Consider the following 21,074-nt stretch of genomic DNA (forward strand, 5'->3'; position numbering starts at 1 on the left):
GTGAGGCGGGTTTTGATGGGCCGGCAGCGGGATGTTTCCGCATGTACCGGCGATCGTCACGGCGCGGGGGGCTTCTCGTAATCCGACAGCCCGACGCCGGAGACGCCCTTCACACCACCACCGGGCGCCGCAGCGGCCGGCGCCGGCGCCGGCGCCGACGGGGCCGCGGGCGCTGGAACCGCCGCCGGCGCCTCAGCCGCCGGCGCGGTATCCGCTTGCTGGGGCGCGCCCTGCGCCGCTGCGCGGCGTTTGCGCCTGGCGTCCTCTTCCTTCTTGACCAAGGCCGTCAGCTCGGCGGCGAGCGACGCCGACTTGCCCGTGGCCGCCCACGCGGCGGCGTCCTGCCCCTTCGTGTCCTGCGTGGTGACGTCGGCGCCGGCCTTGAGCAGCAGCTCGACCATGGGCTTGCGGCCGGACAGCGCCGCCATCATCAGCGGGGTCTCACCATTGGGCGCGGGCGCATTGACCATGGCCTTGTTCGCCAGCAGCAGCCGCGCCATTTCCATCTGCCCCTTGGACGCGGCGTAATGCAGCGGCGTCCAGCCCAGGCGGTTGACCTGCGCGCCACGGGCGATCAACTTCTTGGCGCGTTCGGTTTGCCCCGCGATGGCCAGGTACATCAGCGGCGTCTCGCCCGCCGGGTTCTCGGCATTGACGTCCGTGCGCTTGTCCGCGGCCAGCACGTCGAAGACGTTCCAGGCGTTGTCCACGACCGCGCGCATGATGGCCGGCTGGCCGTTCTTGTAGCGCACGTTGGGATCCGAGCCTTGCGCCAGCAGATCCTTGATGTCGTCGGGATAATCGTTGGCGACATAGACCCACCAGTCGGCGGGATTGGCGGCCTGCGCCGCGGGTGCGGCCAGGCCGATGGCCAGCGCCAGCAGACCGGCGCGGCCGCATGACAGTAAGGCTTGATGGGCGGAGGCGATGCGGATGGCCATAGCTGTCCTCGGATGCAAATTCAGTGAATCGGGATGACCTATTTCTTGATCTTGCTGAACAGGTTGAAGAAATTGTCGGTAGATGCGCGCGCGACCTCGGCCGCCGTGATGCCGCGCAGGTCCGCGATCTTTTCGGCCACGTGGATCACCTTGGACGGATCATTGAGCTTGCCGCGGAACGGCACCGGCGCCAGGTACGGCGAGTCGGTTTCGATCAGCAACCGGTCCAGCGGGACCTTGGCGGCCACTTCGTGCACGATCTGCGCGTTCTTGAACGTGACGATGCCGGACAGCGAAATGTAGAAGTTCTGGTCCAGCGCGGCCTGCGCCACTTCCCAGGTCTCGGTGAAGCAGTGCATTACGCCGCCCGCCTCGGCCGCCTTTTCCTCGGCCAGCATGCGCACGGTGTCCTCAGCGGACGACCGGGTGTGCACGATGAGCGGCAGGCCCGCGTCGCGCGCGGCGCGGATGTGGCGGCGGAAACGTTCGCGCTGCCAGTCCAGCGGCTCGGACAGCCGGTAGTAGTCCAGCCCGGTTTCGCCGATGGCCACGACCTTGGGATGCTCGGCCAGGCGCACCAGTTCTTCGGCCGTGGGGTCCGGCGTGTCTTCGTAATCGGGGTGCACGCCCACCGACGCCCACAGGCGCGGCTCGGGTTCGACCAGCGACATCAGGCCGGGCCATTCCGGCATGTTGACGCTGACGACCAGCGCGTGCGTGACTTGATTGGCGGTCATGCGGTCAAGAATGGCCGGCAGATCGTTGGCAAGCTCGGGAAAATTCAGATGACAGTGTGAATCGACGTACATGGAGAGTCTGGTAGGGCTTACGCCTGGCAGGATAGCACCACGCGTTGCAGGGTGGCGTGGGCGAAAAGCTTGGCGTTCAGCGGGTGCGTGGCCAGCGCGCGCTGGCGCGTCAGCCAGCGGGCCGATTCGGCCACGCGGGCGGGATTGATACGGGCGGCGACCTGCGTCACACCGGCTTGCAGCGACGGGAAATAGCGCACCGGCGCGCCCGCGCTGGCCAGCATCAGATCGGTGTAGAGCCTTTGCAAGGCATCGATCCATTCAGCCGCCGCCACCTTTTCCAGGGATTCGGCCAGCGTGCCGACATCGGGCGTCTGGCCCTTGGACAACGGATTGACCAACTGGCCCAGCCACGCCGGACAGGCGGATTCGCCCGACTGCGCCAACCGCAATGCCGCCAGCGGCGCGCCGCCTGCGGCAGCCAGCCATTCGCGCGCCGGTTCCACGTTCTGGTCGCGCAACCATTGCAGCGCCGTATCCGCATCGGGCGCGGGCAGCGGCAGCCGGCGGCAGCGCGACACCAGCGTGGGCAGCAACCGGTCAGGCGCGTCCGCGACCAGCAGGAAGACGGTATGGGGAGGCGGTTCTTCCAGCACCTTGAGCAAGGCGTTGGATGACACGACGTTCAGCGCATGGGCGGGATACAGCAGCGCCACGCGCCAGCCGCCACGGTGCGTGGCGGTGTTGAACCAGGACTCCAGCGAGCGGATCTGGTCGATACGGATTTCCTTGGAGGGCGCGCGCTTGGCGGCGCCCGCCGCCGGCTCGGCGTCTTCGGCCTGTTCGGCCGCGTCCGCGCCCTCTTCCACGGCCACCGCCTCGGGGCGGATACGGCGCAGGTCCGGGTGATTGCCGCTGGCGAACCAGTTGCAGGCCGCGCAGTGGCCGCACGCCAGCCCGTTCTCGGGCGTCTCGCACAGCAGGCTGGCTGCCGCCGCGATGGCGAAATCCAGCTTGCCGATGCCGGCCAGCCCGTGCACCAGCCAGGCATGCGCGAACCGGTCACGATTGCCCAGCCACGCACGGGCCGTCTCCATCTGCCAGGGGTGGAACTGGGGCGCGCTCATGCAGGAATGGCCAGCAGCTCGCGCAGGCCCGCCTCGAGGTCTGCGCGGATCTGAGCAATGGAACGGGTGGAATCGACGACTCGGATGCGGTCGGGATCGGCCTTGGCGCGGGCATGGTAGGCCTCGCGGGTGCGCTCGAAGAACGCCGCGCCTTCGCGCTCGAAGCGGTCGGGCTCGCGCGCATCGGCCAGCCGCGCCCGCGCGACTTCAAGCGGCACGTCGAACAGCCAGGTCCGATCAGGACGGCCGGCGCGCATCCAGTCTTCCAGGACCGCCACGCGCTCCGCGCCCAGGCCGCGGCCGCCGCCCTGATAGGCGTAGCTGGCGTCGGTGTAGCGGTCGCAGACGACCCACGCGCCGCGCGCAATCGCCGGCTCAATGACCTGGCGGGCGTGTTCGCAACGGGCGGCAAACATCAGCAGCGTTTCGGTGTCCAGCCCCATGGCATCGTTCAGCACCAGCGCGCGCAGTTTTTCGCCAAGCGGGGTGCCGCCGGGCTCGCGGGTGGACACGACCTCAAGGCCCTGCCCCCGCAGGAAATCCGCGATCCAGTCGGTATGCGTGCTTTTGCCCGCGCCGTCCACGCCCTCCAGCGTAATGAAGCGTCCGCGTGAGGTCATTGATCTTGTCCTTGTGCTGATTCGGGTTCGGGGTCGGCCGGCACGGCGGCGGGCGCGGGGGTTGGCGTAGGCGTGGGTGCGGGCGTGGCGCGCTGGCCCTGACCCAGAATGTAGCGGGCGACGTTGCGGTTGTGCTCGGACAGATTGGCCGAGAACTCGCTGGTGCCGTTGCCGCGCGAGACGAAATACAGGAACTTGTGCTGTTCAGGCTGCACGGCGGCCAGCAAGGCGGCGCGGCCCGGCGCGGCGATCGGCGTGGGCGGCAGGCCCGGACGCGTGTAGGTGTTCCAGGGCGTGTCGGTCTGCAGGTCGCGCTTGCGGATGCGGCCCTGGTAGGCCTCGCCCATGCCGTAGATCACGGTCGGGTCGGTCTGCAGCAACATGCCGATCTTCAGCCGGTTGGTGAACACGCCCGACACGCGCCGGCGCTCCGGACCGTGGCCGGTTTCTTTCTCGATGATCGACGCCAGAACCAGCGCTTCATAGGGCGTGGCGACGGCCACGTCGGATTGGCGCTTGTCCCAGGTGTCGTTCAGGATGCGCTGGCCTTCCTGGTAGGCGCGGCGCAGCAGGTCAAAGTCGGTGCTGCCCGGCGTGAAGATATAGGTGTCGGGGAAGAACAGGCCTTCGGGGTGCTTGATGGTCGAGCCCAGCCGCTCCAGCAAGTCTTCGTCGCTGACGCCGTCCAGCGTCTGCTTGACGTCCGGGTTGTCGCGCAGCGCCTGGCGGATCTGGCGATAGGTCCAGCCTTCCAGGAACGTGATCTGGCGCTGGGTCATGTCGCCGCGCGCCAGGCGCTCGAGCAGCAGCCACGGCGTATCGCCATTGATCGCCTGATAGCCGCCCGCCTTCATCAGCTTGTCGCGTTCAGACAGACGCGCCATCCACACGAAACCGGGTTCCCACATCGGCACGCCGGCCGCGTTGAGCGCGCGCGCGACGGTGCGCGGACTGCTGCCCGGATCCACCACAAAGTCGATCTTGTCGGCCGCCAGCGTCATCGGGCGGTGCATCCACATGTAGGCAGCGCCCACCGCGCCGCCAACGGCCAGAACGATGAGCAGCAGGAACCACAGGACGAAATTTCGGAGTCGCATCTTCATAAGTGTCGGAAGTTTAATGGATCGCGGGCCTTGCCCGGGACACAACCGGGGCCGGATGGCGCGGCGCGCCCCTTTGCCCATCGGGGACATGGCAAGCCCGTGCCGGGATCGGGGCTATCATCAGCACTTTGATGACGCGATAACCCCGCCGCCATGCACGCCTATTACGCTTCGATTCCCGTCCGCGCCGAAGGTTGCGCCCAATGCGCCCCGCTGGAAGATCTGACGGTCTTCACCGCCGCCGGCGCCGACGCCCTCACCTTTCTGCACGGCCAGCTCACGCAGGACGTGACCGGTCTGACCCCGGACGCCGCCCGCCTGGCCGGCTATTGCACCGCCAAGGGCCGCCTGCTGGCCACGCTGGTCATGTGGCGCGGCACTGGCGATGCCGATGACGCACCCCAGTTCTACGGCATGGTCCGGCAGGACCTGTCCCAGGCCCTCATCAAGCGCCTGTCCATGTTCGTGCTGCGCGCCAAGGTCAAGCTGGCCGCCGCGCCGCTGCACGTGGCCGGTGTGCAGGCCACCTCGGAACAGGCCGCCGCGCTGGAAGCCCTGACGGGCACGTTGCCGCGCGCCACCTGGCAGCGCGCGGACCTGCCGTCCGGCACGTGGATCGTCGCGCCGTCGGCCGACGACCGCCTGCGCTGGTGGTGGATCGCCTCGGACGCGCAGTTGGAACAATCCGGCGCGCTCACGCAGGCGCTGGGACTGGCGCCGGCCGCGCACTGGCATGCAGGAGACCTGGCGGCCGGCATTCCCTGGATTGCCGCGGCCACGCAGGATGTCTTCATTCCGCAAACCGTCAATCTGGACCTGATCCAGGGCGTCAGCTTCACCAAGGGCTGTTATCCCGGCCAGGAAGTCGTGGCGCGCAGCCACTACCGGGGCACCGTCAAACGGCGCATGGCTTACGGCACCATTGCCGACGCCGGCCTGAAAGTCCCGGCGCTCGCGGGGGTGGATGTGTTCGACGCCGCGCAGCCCGGCGAAGCCATTGGCCGCGTGGTGCAGGCCGCCACCGACGCGGGTGTCGTGTCGGTGCTGTTCGAAACCACGCTGGCCGCGCTGCCCGAGGGCGATCTGCGTCTGGCCAGCGCCGACGGTCCCCGCATCGCGGCGGCGCCGCTGCCGTACTCGATCAATCCCTGATCTTCCGGGCCTGCCGCGCAGAACCCCGCGCGCGCAGGCCTGGCGGTCATCGTCAGACCGCCACCCCGAACAACGCCCCCACGCCGGCCGTCACGGCCATCGCCGCCGCGCCCAGCACGGTGACGCGCAACGCGGCGGGCAGCTTGGGCGCACCGCCCGCCTTCGCGGCCATCGTGCCCAGTGCCGCCAGACAGCACACCGACGCGCCGATGACCCAGCCGATCAGGTGCGGTCCGGGCGACACCGCCGCCACCGCCAGCGGCACCGCCGCGCCTCCCGCAAACGACGCGGCCGAGGCCAGGGCCGCCTGCACCGGCCGCGCACGGTTGTGCAGCGAGATGCCCAGTTCGTCGCGAGCGTGCGCGTCCAGCGCGTCGTGGCTGGTGAGCTGGCGCGCCACCTGTTCCGCCAGATCGCGCGTCAGCCCCCGGGCCACATAAATGTCCACCAGTTCGGCCAATTCTTCGCCGGAATTGCGCTTGAGCGAGCGTTGTTCCATGCGCAGGTCGGCGGCCTCGGTGTCGGCCTGGGTGCGCACCGACACGTATTCGCCCGCCGCCATCGACAAGGCGCCGGCCACGAGGCCCGCCAGTCCGGAAGTCAGAATGGCGCCATGCGAGGCTTGGGCCGCGGCAACGCCGGTTATGAGGCTGGCTGTCGAGACGATGCCGTCGTTGGCGCCCAGCACCGCGGCGCGCAGCCAGTTGCTGCGGAAAATTCGATGATGTTCTTTTGCTGGCATTGCCGGAAAACCCATGCGAGGCGCGACAGACGCGAGGCGCGCCAGGCATGGCCCGGCGCGCCCCGCGCGGAGTTCATCGCGGCGTCACGCGCACCGCGGTCAGCAAGCCTATCACGCACAGCGTGGCGTGTTCGCCGTCGTAGGCATGCATTTCCACCTGGCAGACCGAAAGACGCTTGCCAGGCTTGACCACGCGCCCGGTCGCGACAAAACGGTCACCCTTTGCGGGCGCCAGGAAGTTCATTTTGAACTCCGACGTCAGCACGTCCTCGCCCGGTCCGAACAGCGTGAACGCGGCATAGCCGCCCGCACTGTCGGCAATGGTGGTGGAAATGCCCGCGTGCAGAAAACCGTTTTGCTGGCACAGGTCGGCGCGGTAAGGCAGAACGATGTCCACCCTGCCTGGCTCGACCGTGTCCAGCTTGGCGCCCAGCAGCGCCATGATGCTTTGCTGGCTGAAACTGGCCTGGACCCGCGAGGCCGGGTCCACAGCGGCATGGGACGGCGCCACGTCAGTCCTGCTCGCGCTTGACCAGGTTGACGATGCTGGAAAAGTCCAGCTTGCCGGAGCCGCCGCCGCTGTGCAGCGAATACAGATTGCGCGCCAGCTCGCCCAGCGGAATCGAGGCACGCGCCGACAGCGCCGCCTCGGCCGCCAGGCCCAGATCCTTGAGCATCAGGTCCACGCCAAAGCCGCCGGCATAGCCCTTGGACGCCGGCGCATGCTCCATGACGCCCGGCCACGGGTTGTAGAGTTCGGTCGCCCAGTTGCGCCCCGAGCTCTTGGCGATGATGTCCGACAGCACCTTGGGATCAAGACCGTTGGCCACGCCCAGCGCCAGCGCCTCGGACGTGCCGGCCATCAGGATGCCGAGCAGCATGTTGTTGCAGATCTTGGCCACCTGCCCCGCGCCTGCCGGGCCCGCATGGAATATGTTCTTGCCCATTTTCTCGAGCACGGGACGCGCGCGTTCCAGCGAGGCTTCGGCGCCGCCCACGATGAAGGTCAGCGTGCCCGCGGCCGCGCCGCCCGTGCCGCCCGAGACCGGCGCGTCAATCATGGCGATGCCGCGCGCCTCGGCCGCCTGGGCCACCTTGCGCGCCGAATCCGGCGCGATCGTGCTGCATTCGATGACCAGCGCGCTCGAGGCGATCTTGCCAAGCAGGTCCTGGTCCAAATACAGACCCTCGACGTGCTTGCTGGCCGGCAGCATCGAGATCACGACCTCGGCCCCTTCGACCGCTTCCGACGCGGACGCCGCCGCCGTCGCGCCGGCGTCGGTCAGCAGCTTGATGGCCGCCGGCACCAGGTCAAACACCTTCAGGCTGTGGCCGGCCTTGACCAGGTTCAATGCCATGGGCGCGCCCATGTTGCCCAAACCGATAAACGCGATGCTGCTCATGATGTCTTGTCTCCTGTTGCTATTGCTGTAGGTATGGATTCATCGTGACCTGCGAAACTGCGTGACCTGCGTGACCTGCGTGACGGGGGGAGCCAAGGACCGGCTGGCGAGCCGGCCTCTATCAGCGACCGATCAGCGCCCTTCCTGCCCCAGATCGGCCAGCGGATGCGGCTCCCCCTCAGACCAGGGTTCCTCAAAGAATTTCTGCACCCAGGCGTCGGTGGCCATGTCGATGACGGCCGGGTTCCAGCGCGGGTTCTTGTCCTTGTCGACCAGCAACGCGCGAATGCCCTCGGCAAAATCGCCATGCGCGGTGCATGCCAGCGCGGCGATGTACTCGACGCGGAACACGTCATCCAGCGACCGCAGGCGCGTGCGCTGCTGCAGCGCGAACGCCAGCCGCACCGATCCGGGCGAGCCCGCCAGCATGGTCTTGGCGGCGCGCGACAGCCACGGATCCTCGTGGTCCTTCAGGAAGGACAGTTCCTCGTAGATGTCGTCCAGCCGGTTGCCGTTGCACAGGTTGTTGACGACAAACGAGTGCTGGCGCAGCGGGCCGGGTTCCAGCGGCGTGGCCGGCTCAAGGGCGGTCAGCGCGCGGCGCAACAGGCCGTCGTTGATGGAGCGCGGCGGAATGGCGTCTCCGGCAGCGCCTGCGGCCTGCCCGGCCCACGGCTGCTGTTCCAGCGACGACAGCAGCGCGGGCCAATCCGCGCTGTTCAGGCGGAAGTCCGCCAGCCCCGCAAAGAAGGCGTCGGAAGTGTTCAACTGCGCGCCCGTCAGCGCCAGGAACACGCCGCTGCGGCCCGGCATACGATTCAGCAGCCAGCTTCCGCCCACGTCCGGGAACAGCCCGATCGACACTTCCGGCATGGCCAGGCGGGAGGTCTCGCTGACGACGCGGTGGCTGGCGCCCATCATCAGGCCAATGCCGCCGCCCATGACGATGCCGTGGCCCCAGCACAGCACGGGCTTCGGATAGGTGTGGATGCGATAGTCCAGCCGGTATTCGCGTTCGAAGAAGGTGCGCGCGTAAGTGTTGCTCCAGCCGGACCTTCCCGCGTTCTCTTGCATGCTGCGATACAGGCCGTGCAGATCGCCGCCGGCGCAGAACGCCTTGTCGCCCGCGCCTTGCAGCACCACCAATGCCACACCGGGATCCCGCGCCCACGCGTCCAGACGGTCAGCCAGCAGGTCCACCATCTCGAGCGACAGGCCGTTCAGTGTTTGCGGCGCATTCAGCGTCGCAATGCCGAAACGCATTCCATTGGCAGCGGATCTTTCTTCGAACAGCACCGGTGCATTCATCTTATGTCGGCTCCTTTTTCCAACAATTGGCGGGCAATGATCACGCGCATGATCTCGTTGGTGCCCTCCAGAATCTGATGAACGCGAGTATCGCGCACCAGACGCTCCAAGGGATAGTCTTTCAGGTAACCATAACCACCATGGATCTGTTGCGCGTCCAGGCAGATCTGGAAGCCCATGTCGGTGGCAAAGCGCTTGGCCATCGCGCAATAGGTGGACGCGTCTGCCGCGCCTGCGTCCAGCCTGCAGGCTGCAAGCCGCACCATCTGGCGCGCCGCGACCAGGTGGGTGGCCATGTCCGCGAGCTTGAACTGCAATGCCTGGAATTCCGCCAGGCGGCGGTTGAACTGACGGCGCTCATCCATGTAACGACGGGCAGCGTCCAGTGCCCCTTGTGCGGCGCCCACCGAGCACGTGCCGATATTGATCCGGCCGCCGTCAAGGCCCTTCATGGCGATCTTGAAGCCCTCGCCTTCCACGCCCAGCATGTTGGCGGCCGGCACGCGGACGTTTTCAAAGGTGATGGGGCGCGTGGACTGGCTGTTCCAGCCCATCTTCTCTTCCTTGCGGCCGTAGCCGATGCCCTCGCTGTCGGCCGGAATCGCAAAGGCGCTGATGCCCGCGGCGCCCTCCCCGCCGGTGCGGGCCATCACCACCAGCAGGTCGGTGTCGCCGCCTCCGGAGATGAAGGCCTTGGCCCCGTTGACGATGTAGCTGTCGCCGTCGCGCTGCGCTCGCGAGGCAAGCGATGCCGCGTCGGAACCGGCGCCCGGCTCAGTCAGGCAATACGAGGCCAGCTTTTCACCGCTGGCGAGCAAAGGCCCCCAGGCGTCCCGCAGGCCCGGCTGGCCCCACTTGCCCACCATCCAGGTCGCCATGTTGTGTATCGTCAGGAACGCCGTGGTGGACGGATCCACCGCCGCCATTTCCTCGAACACCAGCGTGGCATCCAGTCGCGGCAGACCCAGGCCGCCGATATCTTCGCTGGCGTAGATCGCGCAAAAGCCCATTTCGCCCGCCCGGGCGAAGGCTTCGCGGGGGAAGATGCCCTCGGCATCCCAGCGCGCGGCGTGGGGAGCCAGTTCGCCCTCTGCGTAATCGCGCGCGGCCTGCGCAAACGCGCGCTGCTCGTCGGTCAGTTCCAAGTCCACAGCCTGTCTCCTGTTGTAGTCGGTATTGTCTGGTGGCGTTGCTGCCGTCTCGTGAACGCCAGCCCGCCGATTTTGACATGACGTTGACGTAAACGTAAACGGACACCCGGCTTAATGTTACGCCCGAAGCGGCCGGGTGTTTTGTCTTATTGACGACAATGTGCGGAGACGGCCGGCAGCGACAGCCGCCAGCAGACAAACAGGGCGACGCGCCACGGCGGCGTCACGCCGGGGTGGCGATCAGGGCGTCAGTGCAGCGCGCTACAGCAGCCCCGCCGGCCTGACGCGCCCATTGCGGGCGGTCTTGGTGCGGCGGTGCTCGGCGCGGCGGCGGCGCGATTCCTTGGGGTCGAAGGTCAGCCCGCGATAGATTTCCACGCGGTCACCATCGGCCAGACGCGCGTGCGGCTCGGTGGCGCGGCCAAACACGCCCACGCCCCGTTCCCATGGCTTGACCACAGGAAACGCCTGCGCAAATCCGCTGGCGGCCAGCGCGTCTTCGACCGTCGCACCGTCGGGCAGGCGCACTTCCCGCTGCCACGCGTGGCCGGGCAAGGCGTAGCAGACGACGACGCCGATCTGCCCTGCCGCGAACGCCTCACTCGCCATACTTGGCCTGCGCGCGTTTGGTGAAGGAATCAATGAAGCTGGTCGCAATGCGGTTGAAGACCGGCCCCACCACCATTTCAAGCGGCCGGTTCGAGAACGCGTATTCCATGGTGAACAGGACCTTGCAGGCGTCTTCGGCCAGCGGCTGGAACACCCAATGGCCCACCAGGCTGGAGAACGGGCCATCCACGAGTTCCAGGTCGATCCGCTCGGGATAGACGTGGGTATTGCGCGTGGTGAAGCGTTGCTTCATGCCCGCAAAGGAGATCAGGATGGAGGCCTGCATGCCGTGTTCGTCGCGGGTCTGCACCTCGGCGCCGCCACACCACGGCATGAACTCGGGGTACTTCTCCACGTCGGCGACCAGGTCGAACATCTGGGCGGCGCTGTAAGGCACCAGGACGGATCGTTGTACTTTGTGCATCGACTATCGCAAATGGCTAGAATGGCAAGATTTTACCGGCACAGCGCTTTGTGGGCCTAAATGGGCCGAAACACTGGACCAGCACATCGCGCAGAATAACGAGCAATCCCCGTTCGCAACAACCCGCAATCGGCCGGATAGCCAGATTCGCAGAATCCCAGCAAGAAGGCTTTATGAGCATTATCGACAACCGCAAGGCCACGCACGACTATTTCATCGAAGACCGCTACGAGGCCGGCCTTGTCCTGCAAGGCTGGGAAGTCAAGGCGATTCGGGACGGCCGCGTGCAGCTCAAGGAAAGCTACGTCATCGTGCGCGATGGCGAACTGTTCCTGCTCGGCATGCACGTCAGCCCCCTGCCCACGGCCTCCACGCACATCCACCCGGACGCCATGCGCACGCGCAAGCTGCTGCTCAAGGCCGAAGAAATCAGCAAGCTCATCGGCAAGGTCGAGCAGCGCGGCTACACGCTGGTGCCGCTGAATCTGCACTACAAGAACGGCCGCATCAAGCTGGATTTCGCGCTGGGCCGCGGCAAGAAGCAGTTCGACAAGCGCGACACCGCGCGAGAAAAAGACTGGGCGCGCGAAAAGGAACGCATCATGAAGCACGACACCCGCGCCCCCCGCCGCAGCAAGGACGACTGATCTACGCGGCCATCGGCAACGCCGGGCGCTCGGCCTCGTGGCCGGGGCCCACGATGCGGTTGCGCCCCGCCGACTTGGCCGCATAAAGCTTGCGGTCGGCCCGCTCAAACAGCACCTGCAAATTCTCGCCGGGTATCCAGTCCTCAACGCCGGCACTGAACGTATACGAAATCGTGCTGCCGCCGTGCGCACACGGCGTGCGCCGCACGGAGTCCAGCAGCCGCTCGGCCACCTCCAGCACCGCGTCGCTGCGCATGTCCGCAAACAGCACGCAGAATTCTTCGCCGCCCACCCGGCCCACGTGATCGCCGGTGCGCAGCGTGGCAGTCGCCAGCAGGCCAAAATGGCGCAGCACCGCATCGCCGGCTGCGTGGCCGTGCGTATCGTTGATGCGCTTGAAATGATCGATGTCCAGCAGCAGCAAGGTCAGCGGACGGCGCATGCGCAGGGCCTGGGCGCAATAGCGCTCGGCCTGCAACCACCACGCCTTGCGCGACATCAGACCCGTCAGGAAGTCAGTACTGGCCTCTTGTTCGCGATCAGCCAGCATGCGGTCGTGGATGATCATGATGGTGCCCAGCGTCAGGCAAGGCATGATCAGCACCCCCAGCGTCAGGAAGGCGACGCTCCACAAGGTGGGCTCTAGAAAGGCCGACACCATGTCCAGCTCGACCAGGTAAACCGCCGCACGAAGCGCGCAGACCGCGGCGGAGATCAGCGTCACCACCCACACGAAACGGTAGCTGTAGCGTGAGCGGTGCGCCGGCATGTTGCGCTGGACGACGATGGCCACGGCCAGCATGAAGCCCATCTGCAGCAGCGACATCGCCACGATCCGCGGCCCCACCTGCCAGTCCACGTACGTATAGACCGCCACGACCGACAGCGCGGCCACGCAGCCCAGCGTCATCAGATGCCGGGGCACCGTCAGCCCGAGCAGCCGGCGCACGCCGGCATAGTACGCACAGAGGGCAAGCGCGATGGCCGTATTGGGCACCAGGATGGACGCCCACAGCGGCGCCTTGGTGCTCTGCAGCGCAAAAGTAGAAAACGCCAACAGCGTGAGCAGGTTGGCGCGGATGGTTTCTCGGATGCCGGCCATGCCGCTGCGCGCCAGCGACCCCAGCACGCAAAGGGAAAGCACTCCCGCCAGCGCTGCTATCAGAAGCAAATTAACGGGAGCGATCATGGGCGGGCGCGCCGCAAGGCGCGGTATCAGGTGTTGCGCGTGGACTTCACGATGGTCATGGCGGAGGCGATCATGCCGCCGACGTCGGACAGGTTGGCCGGCAGGATGAGCGTGTTGCCTTCCTTGGCCACATTGCCGAACGCCTCGACGTAACGCTCGGCAACCTTCAGGTTCACGGCTTCCATGCCGCCCGGCTGGCGCACGGCGTCGGCGACCTGCGTGATGGCCTTGGCGGTGGCTTCGGCGATCGCCAGCACCGCGGCGGCCTCGCCCTGCGCCTGGTTGATCTGCGCCTGCTTCTCGCCCTCGGAACGTGCAATGGCGGCTTCACGTTCGCCGGTGGCGATGTTGATCTGTTCCTGACGGCGGCCTTCGGAGGCGGCGATCAGCGCGCGCTTCTCGCGTTCGGCGGTGATCTGTGCCTGCATCGAGCGCAGGATTTCGTTGGGCGGCGTCAGGTCCTTGATTTCGTAGCGCAGCACCTTCACACCCCAGTTCAGCGCCGCCTCGTCCAGCGAAGACACGATGTTGCTGTTGATGGAATCGCGCTCTTCAAAGGTGCGGTCCAGTTCCATCTTGCCGATGACCGAGCGCAGGGTCGTCTGGGCCAGCTGCGTGATCGCCGAAATGTAGTTGGACGAACCGTACGACGCGCGCATCGGGTCGGTGACCTGGAAGTACAGCACGCCGTCGACCTGAAGCTGCGTGTTGTCGCGCGTGATGCAGACCTGGCTGGGCACGTCCAGCGGAATTTCCTTCAGCGAATGCTTGTAGGCCACGCGTTCGATAAAGGGAATCACGAATCCGGCGCCCGGCGACAGGACGCGGTCGAACTTGCCCAGCCGTTCGACCACCCAGGCATGCTGCTGCGGCACGATGGCGATCGCCTTGACGACGATCAGGATTGCCAGTGCAACGATGACGAGCAGCACGATGGTTGAAGTATCGATCATGGTGTGAAGCCTCTTTTCGAGTGGGTGCGCTGGCCTGCCCCGCCATGCCGGCCAGGGTTCCAGCGTTTGCCCGCGGCGCTGCGCGGGCGCGTTCTGCTATGTCGAGCCGCCGCGCTTGGGAGTAAGCACGAGGATCGAGCCGCGCAATTCAGTAATGGTGTGTTCGCCGGGCTGGGCGGCATGCCCCTTGGCCAGTTCAGCCTGCCAATGTGCGCCGCGGTACCAGACGCGCGTCGACCCGCTGTCGGACCAGGCCTCGACCGTGACGGTCTGGCCTATGTCCAGAATGACGTCGGCGTTGCGGGCCGAATTGACCTCGCGCTTTTTCAGTACCCGCGTTTTGCGCAGCACCACGAGTCCCAGCAGCAGCACGACGCCGCACGCCACCAGCTCCCATTGCAGGCCCGCATTCAGCCAGGCGGCAATACCGCCGGCGGCCAGACCCAAGGCGACAAGCAGCAAATAGAAGGTTCCTGTCGCCAGCTCACCGATGAGGGCCAGCGCGGCCAATCCCAGCCAAATCCACATAGTCTCGAGAATCGTCTGTAAGGATGAGTATCTGAGCGGATTGTACGTATTTCCGGGACGGAGCGGGAATTGCCGTGCGCCGACGGGAACATTTTCGCTGGATTATGATGTGCCCCTGGCGCGCCGGGTCGCGGGACCTTCGCGCCGCCCTTATTCACCCACACGCTTTTATGACCGCTGCAACTTCTTCTGCTCTCCCCGTCCTGATCCTGCATACCGGCGATCCGGACGACACGCTCAAAAGCCAGTTCGGCGGCTATGCCGAACAAATCATGCAGGCGGCCGGACTGACCCCAAGCGCCGTCGACATCGTCGCGGTCTACGAAGGCCAGCGTCCGCAGGCGCCCTCCAGCTACCGCGCCGCTTTGATAACCGGTTCGCCCGCCATGGTCTCCGACAAGGAACCCTGGAGCGAAGACACCGCCGCCTGGCTGCGCGAGGCCCTGGAGGCCGGTCTGCCCATGTTTGGCGTCTGCTACGGCCATCAATTGCTGGCGCACGCGTTCGGCGGCAAGGTCGGCTACAACCCCGCCGGCCGCGAAGTCGGCACCCAGACCGTCGAATTGCTGCCGACGGCCGGCGGCGATCAGCTCATGGCCGGCGTGCCGACCACCTTCCCCGCCCAGATGCTGCACGCGCAGACCGTGCTGCAACTGCCCGCGGGCGCGGCCGTGCTGGCGCGCTCGGACCTGGACGAGCACCAGATGATCCGCATCGGCCGCAACGTCTTTTCCACCCAATTCCACCCCGAGTTCGGCCCGGACTTCATCCGGGCCCACCTAGAACGCTATGGCCGCCGCTACGCAGCCGAAAACCTCGACGTGCCGGGGCTGTCCGCCAACGTGCGCGCGACGCCCGTGGCGGCCGGCCTGCTGCGCCGGTTCCTGGAAACCTACGCGCCCGGCGCCTGACGCCCACGCCCGCGGCTCCGCCGGCAATGCGGAGACCGTCGGCAGGGACAGCCGCAACAAGCGGAGTGCGCAGGCCGGCAAGCCTTGAGACCATAGCGCCAAGCGTACGAAATCACGCAAGAGCCAGGAGTCCCTTATGAGCCCCGCCGCCGCCCCCTTGAGCAAACAGCACGCCGCCGCCGTGGAGCGCGCCTGCCGCGCCCTGGAAGCCGACCAGCCGCCCGATCTGTCGGCGCTGGCCGAACAGGCTGGCATGAGCCGGTTCCATTTCCACCGCATTTTCAAGGCCGCCACGGGTATCACGCCCAAGGCATATGCCAACGCCCTGCGGGCCAGCCGCGCCCGCCAGCGCCTGGAAGACAGCGCCAGCGTGACCGACGCCATGTACGACGCCGGCTTCAATTCAAGCGGACGCTTCTACGAAGCCGCCCCCGCCATCCTGGGCATGACGCCCACCGCGTTCCGCAAGAACGGCGAAGGCGTGGACATCCGGTTCGCGGTGGCGCAGTGCTCGCTGGGCGCGCTTCTGGTGGCCGCCAGCAGCACCGGCATCTGCGAAATCGCGCTGGACGAGGATCCGGACCGATTGGTCCAGAATCTGCAGGACCGCTTCCACGCCGCGAAACTGATCGGCGCCGACCCCCGGTTCGAAAGCTGGGTGGCGGACGTGGTCGGCTTTGTCGAAGATCCTTCGCGCGGCCTGGATCTGCCGCTGGACGTGCGCGGCACGGCGTTCCAGCGCAAGGTCTGGGAGGCGCTGTGCGAGATCCCGCTCGGCGAAACCGCCACCTACTCCGAAGTGGCCGAACGCATCGGCGCACCCGCCGCTGTACGCGCCGTCGCCCGCGCCTGCGCCACCAACAACATCGCGCTGGCCATCCCCTGCCACCGCGTGGTACGCACGGACGGATCGCTGGCGGGCTACCGCTGGGGCATTGACCGCAAGCGCGAACTCATTGCCCGCGAAGCGCGGGCCACCTAATCTGTGCGCGGCCTGATCTGGGCCCCAGACCCCTCGGTGCGCTAAAAGCAGCTTCGGGATTATCGTCCCGCCTCTTCGATGACGCGGGGAAATCTGGGCTCATAGCACAGCAGCAGCGAAAGCCAGTGGCCGGCAGCATGGATCAAGATAGCGGGCAACATCAATAGGTTCGCTACGACAAACACCCATAAGCGGCTGTGGCGCAGGAACTGAGTGTCCAAGCCCCAGGCCGCCTTGAACGAAAGCCAGGGCCAGGGGAACTTGTTGATAAGCCTTTTCGGCGCAGGCGCGGCAGCGGGGCCGTCCTCCATGTAGCGGCGGATGTACTCCCAAAACGCGACGAGCTCGCTGGCATTGCGAGTAGGTTTACCCACGAAAGTGACTTCGATGTTATCGGTAGGAGTTCCCTGCAAATCCACACCATCGCCCCGATCCCAAACCAGAATGACAAAACCTCCGGTGCCCTCCAGTTCGCTCATGCCTTTGTCCATAAGTACCTCGGTCTTATCCCAATCCATGATACGGATGCCGCCTAGATGCTCGGGGCGTAGCAAGTAAACCTTGCGGGTAGCTCGGTTGAAACGAACGATGATGCGACGAGCGGTGAGGGATTCCAACCGAAAATACCGTAATGTGTATTTTAAGAAAATACTTAGGACCGCAAACCAGAGCACCGGAAAAAGTATCAGGAAAAAGTAATCCTCACCATCCAGTGGCAAATCATCATAGTAGCCATGACCTTGACGGATGTAGTCCACGGACACGGTCACGGTACGCAAGCACGCGTAGATCAGAAACCCATAAATCCATCCTAAAAATGCGGTGATTACTCCTCTCTTCTCATCGTTTGGCGTGCGAAGATCCATAGCCGAGTCGGTCAAGGCATATACCGACTCATTGTCGTAGACGTCGCTGCAAACACACTCGCCAACACCTTCGGGAGCATGAATTTCTGCCTGCCCCGGCTGGCGTTGTTGCTTGCCCAATTCTTCAGTCGCTTCCTCGTAGCTCATCAAATTTCGCGACCACTGAAAACCGCGCTCCAACAAATACATCAGTACACTGCCTTCACTGATCGTTGCATGAGTTCGATCTCCATTTCTTCTGTCGCCACTGGACCGTTGCGGCGGTTTTTACGAAACGAGCAGTGATCCAGAAATAGTTCCAGAGCATCAGGAAGGATATATATTTCAACCGCAGCAAAAGCCAAGATCGCGAGATTCACGCTCAGGAATATGCGGAGCATCAAGACCATCCGGCCAGCCAGGGCGGTTGACAGCCTGGAGCCCGCGTTGAGCGCACGCCCTAACATTCGACTGGTTCCATACCTTCGCGATAAATGCTCCAAGTAAGCGCCCGCCGCACCCATCCCGACCGCAACGGATAGTGTGGCTGCACCTAGCTGGGCGCTAGCCCGCAAAAAGTAAAAGCCAGCTATCGAGAATCTTCTGAAGACGAAATTCTTATTGAAGTCTTGGAAGTCATAGGTTGCCCCGACTAGCGAAGCTGCGCCAGCCAAGATCCCCGCCGTCAAGCCAAGGCCACAGCGGAATACCTTGGCACCTTGCTGCACAGCAGCGCTGCCACTTTTCTCCGCAAAGCTCACCGCGCCCGCACCCACTTCGAAACCCGTTGCAGTTAGCGCCACCAGCGCCGCGACAATCTCCACATACTCCTTGCTTCGCTTGTTTTCCGCCGTCAGTCTGTTGTACAGATTCCACATTTCCAAGAAGACCAGAGTGCTTCCAATGCGGATTTCAGTCATTGGACCTTTTGCTCCCGTCCGCAGGGCCTCCTCGAACTGACGACTGGCGGAGCGGCCCATGCGTGCCATTGACCCTCGGCTCAGTTCCTTGCCGTTCCGCAATTCGAGGCGATAATGCTGCGCGTATCGACCCAGGCGCGCGAGCAGCACTGACGCCGCCAGCTTGTTGAATGGGGCGTCCACAATGGCGGCAGCAGTCTTGCCCTGGAACATTGAGTTGCCTAGCGTGTTGATCAGCATCGCACCGCCGACCAAGTAGCCGGACGGTGGACCTCCGCCCGTTGAGGCATCTGCCATCGAATCGAGCATGGCGTGGCTCTTTTCGTAAAGATCCGCCAGCTTCTTTAGTCGGTTCTGCAACGCGACGGGGTCGACGGATTTCAGCGTCTCGCGCTCGCCGAAAAGTCGATTCACTTCGCTTTCCATGCTCTCCTGGTTCTGCGCCAACGACCGCCAGAACAGGTTTTCTCTGGATATCCCCGCTTTGCGCCAGCGATCAAGCAGTTCCTCGCCAACCGCCGTGGCATTCATGCCGGCGACAGCCTTTCCCATTTGGTCTTCAAATAGCAAGGCCTGCTCGGTATCGTTGCGGTCAAATGTGTCGAGCGCGTCGAGAAGCGGTTCGCTCTGCAGCCAGAGAAGGTGGTCCGAGGCCCGCGCGTCTTTGGCCGCGTCCGCCTTATCGACTTCTTCTCGATAGCGCTTCAGGAAATCCTGACGCATTTCCTCATCGATGTAGTCGGCGTACTTGCCCCAACTTTTGGCACGGCGCTCCTTGGCTGCGGCTTCCTGAACTTGCCGTTGATGCTGCGGGTTGCGAAAGTTGATGAAATCACCCCGCGATTGCAAAGTCATGTGGTTGTTGCTCATCTCGTACCCGCGATCCGAGTAACGCACGCCGTAGTTCTGCTGCTCCTTGTAATAGAGTTTCTCGGCTTCGTCCTCTACCAATTTCCTGATGTTTTCAATGCCGAAAGCGATCGTGAACTTACGATGGTTGGTAAGCTTTTCGTTGTCCTCGTACGCCATGAATGCATCGAGTGCGTCGACACTCGCATTGCGCCAGGCGTTCAGTTCCTGAGTAATGCCGAGAGCGTCCTCTACGACGATGGCCGCACCACGGAACCGATTGTGCGCGGCCGTGGGCCGCATTTCAGCCTGGGTCGCCTGCAGGGGTGGCGCAAGAGGATTAAACGCCTGCGTTTTGAATAGCGTATTCAATCTGGGCTGGTCTACCGCCGCGAAGTCGGCAACACGATCAAGCTGATCAAAGTTCAGCACGCCGTCTAGTGGGCGGAAACAAGCCATTTCTTCGGGAGGCAGCGACGCAAGTTTGGCGATATCCACCGAGACCAACTTATCCCTGCTTGCCGGGAGCGAGCGATATCTGCGCAGCGTTTCCTTGGTCAAAGGGCATGGGCTAAAGAGCAGGCGAAGGTCCTTGATGTCGTCCACGTCATGGACTTTGAACATCCACTTCCAGCCGGTGTATGCATCCATGATGCCCTGCCCCGCGGCGGGTTTCGGCTCCCACGGCTCGTCGGCATTCATATAGGCGAGGGTTCCGGCTTCCGATACCCGGTACTGGCTGTGCCATTCATAGGTCCCCGCGCTCACGCGCTGCACAAGGACGTACAGGAATCCCTGACGCAGCGGGCGTATAGCGTAAGTCGATTCGCTCAGACTGCCCACTCTGCCCGGCTTATTCAAATGCTCGGGCAAGGACGGAAGGAGTTTGCGCTGTTCGGCGCTACCTCCCACGGCGCCATACCGTAGCGGAAGTATCGTGAAGGTGCGAGTGCAAGTTACCTCCGCCCCGCGATTCAAGACTCCATCGAGAAGCGTGCGATTCTCTGCACACGCATTAAAGGTGTCGTTCCAATCGAGCATTGACGTCCTCAACCATTTTTCTGCGCATGCGCACTTGCAGCGCCTGCGCCAGGGGTTCTCGCAGCGCTTTCGCCTCGTGTAATGCGTCGTTCCATGCCGGAGAACCTTCGAGCGCCTTGCCTTGCAACGCCATCAAGGTCACGTAGTCGATTCGGTCGCTCTGTCGGCTCAGACCGATGCGATCCGCTTGAGCTAACAAGTCATGTACGAGTCCAAGCCGGGCGCCATGGCAGTTTTCGCGGTTGCCCTTCTTTTCAAGCGGCGCCCGAAGCTGGTCCGCCAGACGGTACGTGAGCGGGTCGCCCGCAAGCGCCTCCCAGCATGACTCGTCCAATTGAATAACTGGCGTGCGATACGGCTTGGTCGAACCGTGACCTGTAAAGTGTTTCCACGCCTTGCGCTCTCGGTGGGGAAATACCAGCCACCATGATCGGACCGGCGCCAGCCAGTCCGAGATTCCCGGGAGATCCTGGCGCGCATGAAGCACGGGAAAGGCCAATTCCGTGTGAAAGCGCAGCAAATAGGTATCGCCATCCGGGCCCTTCGCTGTCGTGGCATGGCCAAGGTGCTCGGCCAACTGAGGGGGCGACATGGCACTGGTCAGCCAGACGCAAACTGCGTCTCCGGCAATGCCAGCAACGTCGCAGAGAAAGTCGTACTGTCCTTGCAGGTTGTTCTGGGCGGAAGGCGTGAACAACCATGGGCCAATCTCGCGGAGATTCTCCAACTCTCGCTGCTGCAGTAGCGGCCAACCGGAGAATCGCTCCATCAGGTGCCTTCGGACATCAGCCTTCATGCGAGCCATTTCGATGATGGCTGTCAGCCCATGATCGGGGAGCTGGCGCAGTTCGTTTACAACGCTTTCAGAAAATGGATTCAT

At 64.8% G+C, this 21,074-nt stretch carries 22 protein-coding genes; 4 read left to right on the plus strand and 18 right to left on the minus strand.

Features of this window, described 5'->3' with window-relative positions; translation table 11 throughout:
* Nucleotides 1-56 precede the first annotated feature (56 nt).
* From B3098_RS20375 to mltG, 5 genes are read right to left on the minus strand one after another with little or no spacing between them, the layout of a single operon-like run.
* The gene (locus B3098_RS20375; RefSeq protein WP_286898687.1) at nucleotides 57-941 is read right to left on the minus strand and encodes an ankyrin repeat domain-containing protein; all 885 of its coding nucleotides are present in this window, start codon (nucleotides 939-941) and stop codon (nucleotides 57-59) included.
* Between the two features lie 38 nt (nucleotides 942-979).
* Nucleotides 980-1,750 carry a TatD family hydrolase gene (locus tag B3098_RS20380; protein ID WP_286898689.1) on the minus strand — a complete coding sequence of 257 codons (771 nt, stop codon included), beginning with the start codon at nucleotides 1,748-1,750 and terminating at the stop codon, nucleotides 980-982.
* Between the two features lie 17 nt (nucleotides 1,751-1,767).
* Nucleotides 1,768-2,817, minus strand: coding sequence for a DNA polymerase III subunit delta' (holB, locus tag B3098_RS20385; protein ID WP_218343571.1), 1,050 nt, complete (start codon nucleotides 2,815-2,817; stop codon nucleotides 1,768-1,770).
* Nucleotides 2,814-3,437: a dTMP kinase gene (tmk, locus tag B3098_RS20390; protein ID WP_286898691.1), complete on the minus strand. Its 624-nt coding sequence runs from the start codon at nucleotides 3,435-3,437 to the stop codon at nucleotides 2,814-2,816. The genes holB and tmk overlap by 4 nt, the downstream gene beginning before the upstream one ends.
* Complete coding sequence (mltG, locus tag B3098_RS20395) at nucleotides 3,434-4,534, minus strand: endolytic transglycosylase MltG (RefSeq protein ID WP_414631297.1); 1,101 nt, start codon at nucleotides 4,532-4,534, stop codon at nucleotides 3,434-3,436. The genes tmk and mltG overlap by 4 nt, the downstream gene beginning before the upstream one ends.
* A 159-nt stretch (nucleotides 4,535-4,693) precedes the next feature.
* On the opposite strand from mltG, the gene B3098_RS20400 reads away from it, so the two are divergent.
* Nucleotides 4,694-5,692: a YgfZ/GcvT domain-containing protein gene (locus B3098_RS20400; protein ID WP_286898693.1), complete on the plus strand. Its 999-nt coding sequence runs from the start codon at nucleotides 4,694-4,696 to the stop codon at nucleotides 5,690-5,692.
* Nucleotides 5,693-5,744: 52 nt separating this feature from the next.
* Here B3098_RS20400 and B3098_RS20405 read toward each other — a convergent pair whose 3' ends face one another.
* The 7 genes from B3098_RS20405 to B3098_RS20435 all read right to left on the minus strand — a co-directional run bounded on the left by B3098_RS20405 (nucleotide 5,745) and on the right by B3098_RS20435 (nucleotide 11,329).
* On the minus strand, nucleotides 5,745-6,434 hold the full coding sequence (locus tag B3098_RS20405) for a VIT1/CCC1 transporter family protein (RefSeq protein ID WP_175121905.1): 690 nt from the start codon (nucleotides 6,432-6,434) through the stop codon (nucleotides 5,745-5,747).
* Nucleotides 6,435-6,507: 73 nt separating this feature from the next.
* Nucleotides 6,508-6,945: a PaaI family thioesterase gene (locus B3098_RS20410; RefSeq protein WP_286898695.1), complete on the minus strand. Its 438-nt coding sequence runs from the start codon at nucleotides 6,943-6,945 to the stop codon at nucleotides 6,508-6,510.
* Between the two features lies 1 nt (nucleotide 6,946).
* The gene (mmsB, locus tag B3098_RS20415) at nucleotides 6,947-7,837 is read right to left on the minus strand and encodes a 3-hydroxyisobutyrate dehydrogenase (protein WP_175139178.1); all 891 of its coding nucleotides are present in this window, start codon (nucleotides 7,835-7,837) and stop codon (nucleotides 6,947-6,949) included.
* Nucleotides 7,838-7,969: 132 nt separating this feature from the next.
* On the minus strand, nucleotides 7,970-9,145 hold the full coding sequence (locus B3098_RS20420; protein ID WP_286898696.1) for an enoyl-CoA hydratase/isomerase family protein: 1,176 nt from the start codon (nucleotides 9,143-9,145) through the stop codon (nucleotides 7,970-7,972).
* Nucleotides 9,142-10,296, minus strand: a complete 1,155-nt coding sequence (locus tag B3098_RS20425; protein ID WP_286898697.1) for an acyl-CoA dehydrogenase family protein — start codon at nucleotides 10,294-10,296, stop codon at nucleotides 9,142-9,144. The genes B3098_RS20420 and B3098_RS20425 overlap by 4 nt, the downstream gene beginning before the upstream one ends.
* A 261-nt stretch (nucleotides 10,297-10,557) precedes the next feature.
* Nucleotides 10,558-10,905 carry an RnfH family protein gene (locus B3098_RS20430; protein WP_286898698.1) on the minus strand — a complete coding sequence of 116 codons (348 nt, stop codon included), beginning with the start codon at nucleotides 10,903-10,905 and terminating at the stop codon, nucleotides 10,558-10,560.
* The gene (locus B3098_RS20435) at nucleotides 10,895-11,329 is read right to left on the minus strand and encodes a type II toxin-antitoxin system RatA family toxin (protein ID WP_056316825.1); all 435 of its coding nucleotides are present in this window, start codon (nucleotides 11,327-11,329) and stop codon (nucleotides 10,895-10,897) included. Before B3098_RS20435 ends, B3098_RS20430 begins: the two co-directional genes overlap by 11 nt.
* 137 nt (nucleotides 11,330-11,466) lie before the next feature.
* Here B3098_RS20435 and smpB point away from each other — a divergent pair, with 137 nt between their 5' ends.
* A complete protein-coding gene (smpB, locus tag B3098_RS20440) occupies nucleotides 11,467-11,976 on the plus strand; it encodes an SsrA-binding protein SmpB (RefSeq protein ID WP_224776897.1) in 510 nt (169 codons plus the stop codon).
* A gap of 1 nt (nucleotide 11,977) precedes the next feature.
* Here the strand turns inward: smpB and B3098_RS20445 are convergent, their stop codons facing one another.
* From B3098_RS20445 to B3098_RS20455, 3 genes are all read right to left on the minus strand, one after another.
* Nucleotides 11,978-13,165 (minus strand): GGDEF domain-containing protein, encoded by a 1,188-nt coding sequence (locus B3098_RS20445; RefSeq protein WP_286898700.1) that lies wholly within the window; start codon nucleotides 13,163-13,165, stop codon nucleotides 11,978-11,980.
* Between the two features lie 26 nt (nucleotides 13,166-13,191).
* Nucleotides 13,192-14,118, minus strand: a complete 927-nt coding sequence (locus B3098_RS20450) for an SPFH domain-containing protein (RefSeq protein WP_008167745.1) — start codon at nucleotides 14,116-14,118, stop codon at nucleotides 13,192-13,194.
* Between the two features lie 96 nt (nucleotides 14,119-14,214).
* Nucleotides 14,215-14,646: an NfeD family protein gene (locus B3098_RS20455; RefSeq protein WP_175121913.1), complete on the minus strand. Its 432-nt coding sequence runs from the start codon at nucleotides 14,644-14,646 to the stop codon at nucleotides 14,215-14,217.
* Nucleotides 14,647-14,816: 170 nt separating this feature from the next.
* Here B3098_RS20455 and B3098_RS20460 point away from each other — a divergent pair, with 170 nt between their 5' ends.
* Both B3098_RS20460 and B3098_RS20465 read left to right on the plus strand, forming a co-directional pair.
* On the plus strand, nucleotides 14,817-15,557 hold the full coding sequence (locus B3098_RS20460) for a glutamine amidotransferase (RefSeq protein WP_175139174.1): 741 nt from the start codon (nucleotides 14,817-14,819) through the stop codon (nucleotides 15,555-15,557).
* 136 nt (nucleotides 15,558-15,693) lie between these two features.
* Nucleotides 15,694-16,539 (plus strand): bifunctional transcriptional activator/DNA repair enzyme AdaA, encoded by an 846-nt coding sequence (locus B3098_RS20465; RefSeq protein WP_286898701.1) that lies wholly within the window; start codon nucleotides 15,694-15,696, stop codon nucleotides 16,537-16,539.
* A 59-nt stretch (nucleotides 16,540-16,598) separates the two neighbouring features.
* Here the strand turns inward: B3098_RS20465 and B3098_RS20470 are convergent, their stop codons facing one another.
* Genes B3098_RS20470 through B3098_RS20480 form a run of 3 tightly spaced genes read right to left on the minus strand, consistent with a single transcriptional unit; the run spans nucleotide 16,599 to nucleotide 21,074 of the window.
* Nucleotides 16,599-17,594 (minus strand): DUF6708 domain-containing protein, encoded by a 996-nt coding sequence (locus B3098_RS20470; protein WP_414631298.1) that lies wholly within the window; start codon nucleotides 17,592-17,594, stop codon nucleotides 16,599-16,601.
* The gene (locus B3098_RS20475; protein ID WP_286898703.1) at nucleotides 17,594-20,194 is read right to left on the minus strand and encodes a T6SS effector BTH_I2691 family protein; all 2,601 of its coding nucleotides are present in this window, start codon (nucleotides 20,192-20,194) and stop codon (nucleotides 17,594-17,596) included. Before B3098_RS20475 ends, B3098_RS20470 begins: the two co-directional genes overlap by 1 nt.
* On the minus strand, nucleotides 20,169-21,074 hold the full coding sequence (locus tag B3098_RS20480) for a DUF4123 domain-containing protein (RefSeq protein WP_286898704.1): 906 nt from the start codon (nucleotides 21,072-21,074) through the stop codon (nucleotides 20,169-20,171). The genes B3098_RS20475 and B3098_RS20480 overlap by 26 nt, the downstream gene beginning before the upstream one ends.

This window comes from Achromobacter sp. UBA2119, from assembly GCF_002331005.1.
Lineage (GTDB): Bacteria > Pseudomonadota > Gammaproteobacteria > Burkholderiales > Burkholderiaceae_B > Achromobacter > Achromobacter animicus.